At 42.1% G+C, this 7,298-nt stretch carries 4 protein-coding genes; 1 reads left to right on the top strand and 3 read right to left on the bottom strand.

Going from position 1 to position 7,298, the window contains the following annotated elements:
- A partial coding sequence (locus AB5935_RS16520) for an ABC transporter permease (RefSeq protein WP_368327492.1) occupies nt 1-1,835 on the top strand: 1,835 nt, incomplete at its 5' end.
- Nucleotides 1,836-1,895: 60 nt separating this feature from the next.
- On the opposite strand, the gene AB5935_RS16515 is transcribed toward AB5935_RS16520, so the two are convergent.
- The 3 genes from AB5935_RS16515 to ppdK all read right to left on the bottom strand — a co-directional run.
- Nucleotides 1,896-2,333 (bottom strand): hypothetical protein, encoded by a 438-nt coding sequence (locus AB5935_RS16515; protein WP_007843200.1) that lies wholly within the window; start codon nt 2,331-2,333, stop codon nt 1,896-1,898.
- Nucleotides 2,334-2,611: 278 nt separating this feature from the next.
- On the bottom strand, nt 2,612-4,468 hold the full coding sequence (locus tag AB5935_RS16510; RefSeq protein WP_038609732.1) for a gamma-glutamyl-gamma-aminobutyrate hydrolase family protein: 1,857 nt from the start codon (nt 4,466-4,468) through the stop codon (nt 2,612-2,614).
- Nucleotides 4,469-4,600: 132 nt separating this feature from the next.
- Nucleotides 4,601-7,298 (bottom strand): pyruvate, phosphate dikinase (ppdK, locus tag AB5935_RS16505; RefSeq protein ID WP_368327491.1); only part of this gene is annotated, 2,698 nt, incomplete at its 5' end.

Below are 7,298 nucleotides of genomic sequence, written 5' to 3'. Positions count from 1 at the left end.
TTGGTGGGCAGGACCCTGTGGGACAAAAATTGTCCTTGGATAAACAGCATGAACTGACAGTCCGTGGTGTTTATCAGGATACTCCGGAAAATACTGCCTATCATTTTGATTTTGTAGCTCCCATTTATGCCGGAGGTGGCTATATAGGGGGTGGAACATGGGGACGTAATGACATTTATTATACTATTCTCCGTTTGCGCGATGGGGTGGACAGAGAAGAAATCAATCGTCAGATATACAAGGCTATGCAAAAATATTATCCTGATTCTGCTGATGATGAATGGAGAAGCTTTTATGATGCACAGCCATTGCCCGAAATTCATCTGGATGACTCAAATACCCGCACTCGCCTTTACATTTATGGTTTTTTGGGCTTTGCTATATTTTTTGTGGCGATCATGAACTATGTATTAGTAGCTATTGCTACCATGAGCCGCAGAGCAAAAAGCATAGGTGTGCATAAGTGTAGTGGTGCCAGTGCAATCAACATTTTCAGTATGTTCCTTTTTGAGACAGGGATTGTGGTATTAATTTCCGTTATAGTGGCCCTCTTTATTATTTTCAATACCAAAGATCTGATAGAAGATTTACTTTCGGTGCAGTTATCTTCACTCTTTACATTGGAAACTCTATGGGTTCCGATGCTCATTGTTTTTGTACTGTTCATGGTAGCCGGAGTGTTACCGGGAAGATTGTTTTCACGCATTCCTGTCACTCAAGTTTTTCGTCGTTACACAGATGGGAAAAAAGGGTGGAAGCGTTCTCTTTTATTTGTACAATTTATGGGAGTATCTTTTGTAATGGGGATTTTGTTAGTATCTTTGATGCAGTATCATCATTTGATTAATAGTGATATGGGTATCCGTACTCCAGGATTGGTGGAGGCGGAGACATGGATGTCACCCGAAGAAGCTGAGAATATGGTTAGCGATCTTCGTCGTCAACCCATGGTGGAAAATGCCACCCGTTCTATGCATGGGGTTCTGGGAGAGTATTGGACTCGTGGGCTGATTGATAATAGTGGCAAGAGAATAGAAACCTTGATGTATAATCCTTGTGATAAAAATTATGCTGAAACCATGGGGATTACTATTATTGAAGGGAAAGATATGCAGAATGAGGGGGATGTATTGGTCAACGAAGAAGTAGTGCGGCTGATGAAATGGACAGATGGGGCAGTAGGCAAACGATTGAATGATTTTGATAAAGCTGGCACCATTGTTAGTGTATTCCGTAATGTGCGCAATACGTCTTTTCTCTATAAGCAGTTTCCCGTAGCTTTAGTTTATAGTCATAATACTAGCCACACTTTTGATGTACGTTTAAAGCAGCCATACGATGAGAGTTTGAAAAAACTGAACGAATACATGGAGCAGGTGCATTCCACTAAGGCATTGGAATTTATTCCGATAGATACCATGCTGAAGGAAATCTATCGTAATGTATACCGTTTTCGTAATTCTGTATGGATTACTTCTACTTTTATTTTGCTTATTGTTGTTATGGGGTTGATAGGCTATGTGAATGATGAAACACAACGTCGCAGTAAGGAAATAGCCATCCGTAAGGTGAATGGTGCCGAAGCTTCGACTATTCTCCGGTTGCTGTCCCGTGATATATTGTATGTTGCTGTTCCATCGGTTTTGATAGGAATTGTTGTATCATACTTTACAGGAAAAGCCTGGTTGGATCAATTTGCCGAAACGATAGACATGAATGCGTTGTATTTTGTCGGAACAGCATTGGTGATTATCGCTCTGATAGTGGTGTGTGTCGTTGTTAGAGCTTGGCGTATCGCTAATGAGAATCCAGTAAATAGCATTAAGAGTGAGTAGTATATTGGGAAAAAGGAGAGCGGGATGATATGTGTTGGGTGTCATCCCGCTTTTTTCTTTTTACCTGATTCCTGTGAAATTTACATTAATACCATCCAATGAGCCTTTTAAGAAGTTTCCGGCTAGCCATACATTTTCAAAATATGAAACGTCACTGGGACCGTAAACCATACGGATGCATGTCTGTGAACTGTTATCCCATCTCCATTCAAAATTGTACCTGTCTTCGGTTACATAGCCGTTCCGATGTTCTATTCGTATGATGTCTGTGCCTGTTCTATTTTCGTAAAAGTCTAGTCGTTGTGTGTAGTATTCACCGTCTTGTACCCAAGTTTCCTGCCAAGTTCGGCTACATAGTTCCCGAGTGGTTCTGTAATATATTTCGCTGTAATCATCATCATCGTACCAACTTCCTATAGATACTTCACAGGAGGTTAGGCTAACCATTATTATCAGTACAACTACCATTCCGAAGTATTTCAGTATTTTTGTTCTCATATCCGTTAATTTTAAAGTTTGCTTTTCTTATGTCACAAAGATAAGTGGAGAGAATGATACAATAAACGGAATATTCCTATTTGTAAAGGAGAATTTCCCTATTTGTAATAGGAAAATTCCTATAGTGAGGAGAGGGGAATAAGGGTCTGTCTTATTTCTTTTACTATTAAACTGTAGGTTACAAAAAGAGGCTGTCCATTGGTGAGACAGCCCCGATAATTTCCGAAAAATGATAACAGGATATTTCTATATATTTTTTGATTATCCTTGTTTGGGTATTATCTACGTTTTTTCAACGAAAAAAGTGGTGCTTCCTGTACTTGCTTCATTACTCTCAAGAGATTACCTCCCCAAATCTTTCTTAAATCTTCTTCCGTATATCCTTTTTCAATCATTTTTATGGTCAGATTAATTAAGTCATTATCTCCTTTACATCCTTGCAGACCACCACCGCCATCAAAGTCCGTACCTATTCCTACATGGTCTATGCCGGCTACCTTAATCATGTGGTCCAAATGTTCGGCAGCATCACAAACGGATGCGGCTTTTGGGTTTTTATTGATATAGGCATCAAGGAGACATAACTGTGCCACTCCGCCATTTTTCGCTAAGGCACGGAGTTGTTCGTCTGTTAGATTACGGTCATGGTCGCATAAAGCCTTTGACGAGGAATGAGAGGCGATGATAGGTTGTGTACTATATTTTATCACATCCCAGAAAGTACCTTCACTGGCATGTGATATGTCTATCATAATACCTAACCGGTTCATTTCCTTCACTACTTCACGACCAAACTGTGTCAGTCCTTGAGTCGCATCTTCCGTATGAGTGGACGAATGGCAAATATCGTTATCATAAGAATGGCAGAGAGTTATATAATTAACTCCCATCTGTTTGTATTTTTTTATATTCTTTAGGTCCTTGCCGATGGCGTAACCATTCTCGATCCCTATAAAGAAAGCTTTCTTGCCTTCATTCTTTAAACGTACCAAATCCTCTTCCGTAAGGGCGATGCCGCAAAAATCTTTGTATTTCGCTACTTCGTCATAAATGGATTGAATCAATAGGGTGGTGCTTTCTACGGCTTTTTGTGAAGATACGTCATCTCGTTTCCCCTGCCATATAAATGCGGCTAGGAACTGTGCGTCCAATTTGCCTTCCTCCATTTTGGGGATGCTGACCATGTTGTCTTTTCTCAAGCCTACGCTGTAACCGTTTTTAAACCAAAGAGGAGTATCTGTATGAGTGTCAATGGATAGAATACGGCTATGAATTTTTTTAGCTAGGTTGAATGTATCAGCCTTGTTCACCAGGAATTTAAATAATTTATGCATGGTGGTATCTCCGGCAGCTGTAAATATTTCCGGATGAAATTGCACACCTATCATTTGTCGTATGGGATAAGCTTCTATAGCTTCCGCTATACTGTCGGGTGCCCAAGCCGTGATTTTGAATCCCGGTGCTAATTTCCGGATAGCCTGATGATGGAATGTATTGACTTGCAGCACTTCTTGTCCTGTAATTTCTGCCAACTTGCTTTCCTTTATGATGGATATCGGATGGGTGGGGGTAGTGCCGGATTCTTCTTGGCGATGGTTGACACTTGAGGAATGTTGTGTGGGCAGATCTTGATATAAAGTTCCACCGAAAGCTACATTCATTAATTGCAGTCCCCTGCAAATTCCTAATATGGGAATATTCCGGTCTGCGGCCATTTTTAGCACCATTAAATCGAAGGTATCCCGGGCGGGGCTTACTTCTTCCAGTTTTTCATAAGGAAGGTCACCATAATATATCGGTTGGATATCTTCTCCACCTGTAAAGACAATTCCGTCCAGCTGGGATACAATTTGACGCAGTATCTCTACATTATCCGTTACAGGTATCATATAAGGAATTCCTCCAGAGAGAATGACTGACTGTACATATGCCGTGTTTACGGCTGTCCGTTTCGGACTTATATCTGTAGAAATTCCAATCAGGGGAGACCTTTTTATTCCGGGAATCAGTTCGGAATCCACTTTTTGATTCAATTGGACGAGTGCTTCGGGCAAAGGATTCTTTTGACTTTTTTGTGCTTGTACATGGCAACATCCCAAAGCTAATAGTAATACAAAGAGGCATTTGTTTTTCATATGAGTATAGATTTTGTCTTGTAGACAAATGTATAAACTATGTTTTTCTTAAAAAAATAAAATGCCATAAAAATAGAGTAGGAGGTACTTGTTCTAAGTATCTCCTACTTTTATATTCAGAAAATAATCAATTTATTTCATATCTTCCACAGCCGCCTGGGCAGCAGCAAGTCTGGCGATAGGTACGCGGAATGGAGAACAAGATACATAATTCAAACCAACTTTGTGACAGAATTTCACTGATGAAGGTTCACCACCATGTTCACCGCAGATACCGCATTTCAAATCAGGACGAACTGAACGACCTTTATCTACAGCCATTTCAATCAGCTGACCTACACCATTTTGATCGAGTACTTGGAACGGGTCTACTTTCAGAATCTTCTTTTCCAGATATACCGGCAAGAATGAAGCGATATCGTCACGGGAATAACCGAAGGTCATCTGAGTCAAGTCATTGGTACCGAATGAGAAGTATTCTGCACGGCTGGCAATGCGGTTGGCTGTCAATGCAGCACGCGGAATTTCAATCATGGTACCTACCTTGAACGGAATTTCCATACCTTCTTTTTCAAATAATGCTGCTGCTGCATCACGGATTACCTTTTCCTGAGCTTCGAATTCATACAGGATACCGGTCAAGGGAACCATAATTTCGGGATGCGGATCATATCCTTCTTTCTTCAGTTCAATTGCAGCACCTAGAATCGCTTGAGTCTGCATCTCTGTGATTTCGGGATAGGTGTTACCCAAACGACAGCCGCGGTGGCCTAACATCGGATTGTGTTCACACAGACTTTCCACACGTTTTTTGATTTCCTGTACAGTTACGCCCATTGCTTTAGCCATTTCTTCCTGACCTTTTGCATCGTGGGGAACGAACTCATGCAAAGGAGGATCGAGCAGACGAACATTAACCGGACATCCATCCATAGCCTTAAAGATGCCTTTGAAGTCGGCTTTCTGATAAGGAAGCAATTTGGCTAGAGCTTTTCTGCGTCCTTCTACATCCGGTGATAGGATCATTTCACGCATAGCGACAATCTTTTCAGCATCAAAGAACATGTGTTCTGTACGGCAAAGACCGATACCTGAAGCACCAAAGGCGCGAGCTACTTCCGCATCATGCGGAGTATCAGCGTTGGTGCGGACATTCAGCTTGGTGTATTTGTTGCAAAGATCCATCAATGCGGCGAAATCGCCTGAAACTTCGGCTGCTTTGGTTTCCACTTTACCTTTATATACTTCACCGGTAGTACCGTTCAGAGAGATGAAATCACCTTCTTTTAATGTAATACCTTCAATTTCTACGGTACGTGTCTTATAATCCACATTGATAGCACCAGCACCGGATACGCAGCATTTACCCATACCACGGGCCACAACTGCAGCGTGAGAAGTCATGCCGCCACGTGCGGTCAGGATGCCTTCGGCGACAGCCATACCTGCCAAGTCTTCCGGAGAAGTCTCTATACGTACCATTACTACTTTCTTACCATCGGCGGCCCATTTAGCTGCATCATCGGCGAAGAACACAATCTGACCGGTAGCAGCACCCGGAGAAGCGGGCAAACCACGAGTCAAAACTTTTGCTTCTTTCAAAGCTTTCTTATCGAACACAGGGTGGAGAAGTTCGTCTAATTTATTAGGTTCGCAACGCTCCAACGCTGTTTTTTCATCAATCATTCCCTGACGCAACAAGTCCATGGCGATTTTTACCATAGCTGCTCCGGTACGTTTACCGTTGCGAGTCTGCAAAAACCATAATTTCCCTTCCTGTACAGTAAATTCCATATCCTGCATATCGCGATAGTGGTTTTCCAATTTGGTCTGCAGGGCATCCAGTTCTTTGTAGATTTCCGGCATGGCTTCTTCCATAGAGGGATATTTGGCTATGCGTTCTTCTTCAGAAATACCGGCACGTTCTGCCCAACGCTGAGAACCGATTTTTGTGATTTGTTGCGGGGTACGGATACCGGCTACAACATCTTCACCTTGTGCGTTGATCAAATATTCGCCATTAAACAAATCCTCACCGTTACCAGCGTCACGAGAGAAGCAAACACCGGTAGCTGAAGTGTCACCCATGTTACCGAATACCATGGCTTGTACACTTACAGCAGTACCCCATTCGGCAGGAATACCTTCCATCTTGCGGTAAAGAATGGCGCGTTCGTTCATCCAACTACGGAATACAGCACAGATGGCACCCCAAAGTTGCTCGTATGCACAGGTCGGAAAATCTTGTCCGGTTTGTTCTTTTACAGCGACTTTAAAGCGTTTAACCAGTTCTTTAAGGTCTTCCACTTCTAATTCGTTGTCTAGCTTCACACCTTTTTCTTCCTTTACTTTTTCGATGATTTCCTCGAAAGGATCGATGTCTTCCTTATTTACCGGCTTCATACCCAATACTACGTCACCATACATTTGTACGAAACGACGGTAAGAATCCCATGCGAAACGAGGACGTCCGGTCTTGCGGCTCAAGCCTTCCACCACTTCGTCATTTAAACCTAAATTAAGGATTGTATCCATCATTCCAGGCATGGAAGCACGAGCACCTGAACGTACGGAAACCAATAACGGATTTTCTATATCACCGAATTTAGAGTTCATCAGACTTTCAATGTTGGCGATGGCTTTCTCAACATCCGCTTTCAGCAGTTCTACTACTTTATCTCTACCTAACTCATAATATTCGCTACAAACTTCTGTGGTGATTGTAAATCCCGGAGGTACGGGAACACCGATTAGATTCATTTCAGCCAGGTTAGCGCCTTTTCCACCAAGCAGATTTCTCATATCTGCTTTTCCTTCAGCTTGTCCATTA

It is taken from the genome of Phocaeicola sp. RTP21198st1_B8_RTP21198_201120 (assembly GCF_040929485.1).
Classification (GTDB): domain Bacteria; phylum Bacteroidota; class Bacteroidia; order Bacteroidales; family Bacteroidaceae; genus Phocaeicola; species Phocaeicola dorei.
The sequence above is the reverse complement of the archived record's forward strand: the minus strand, read 5'-3'. Positions and strand labels throughout refer to the sequence as shown.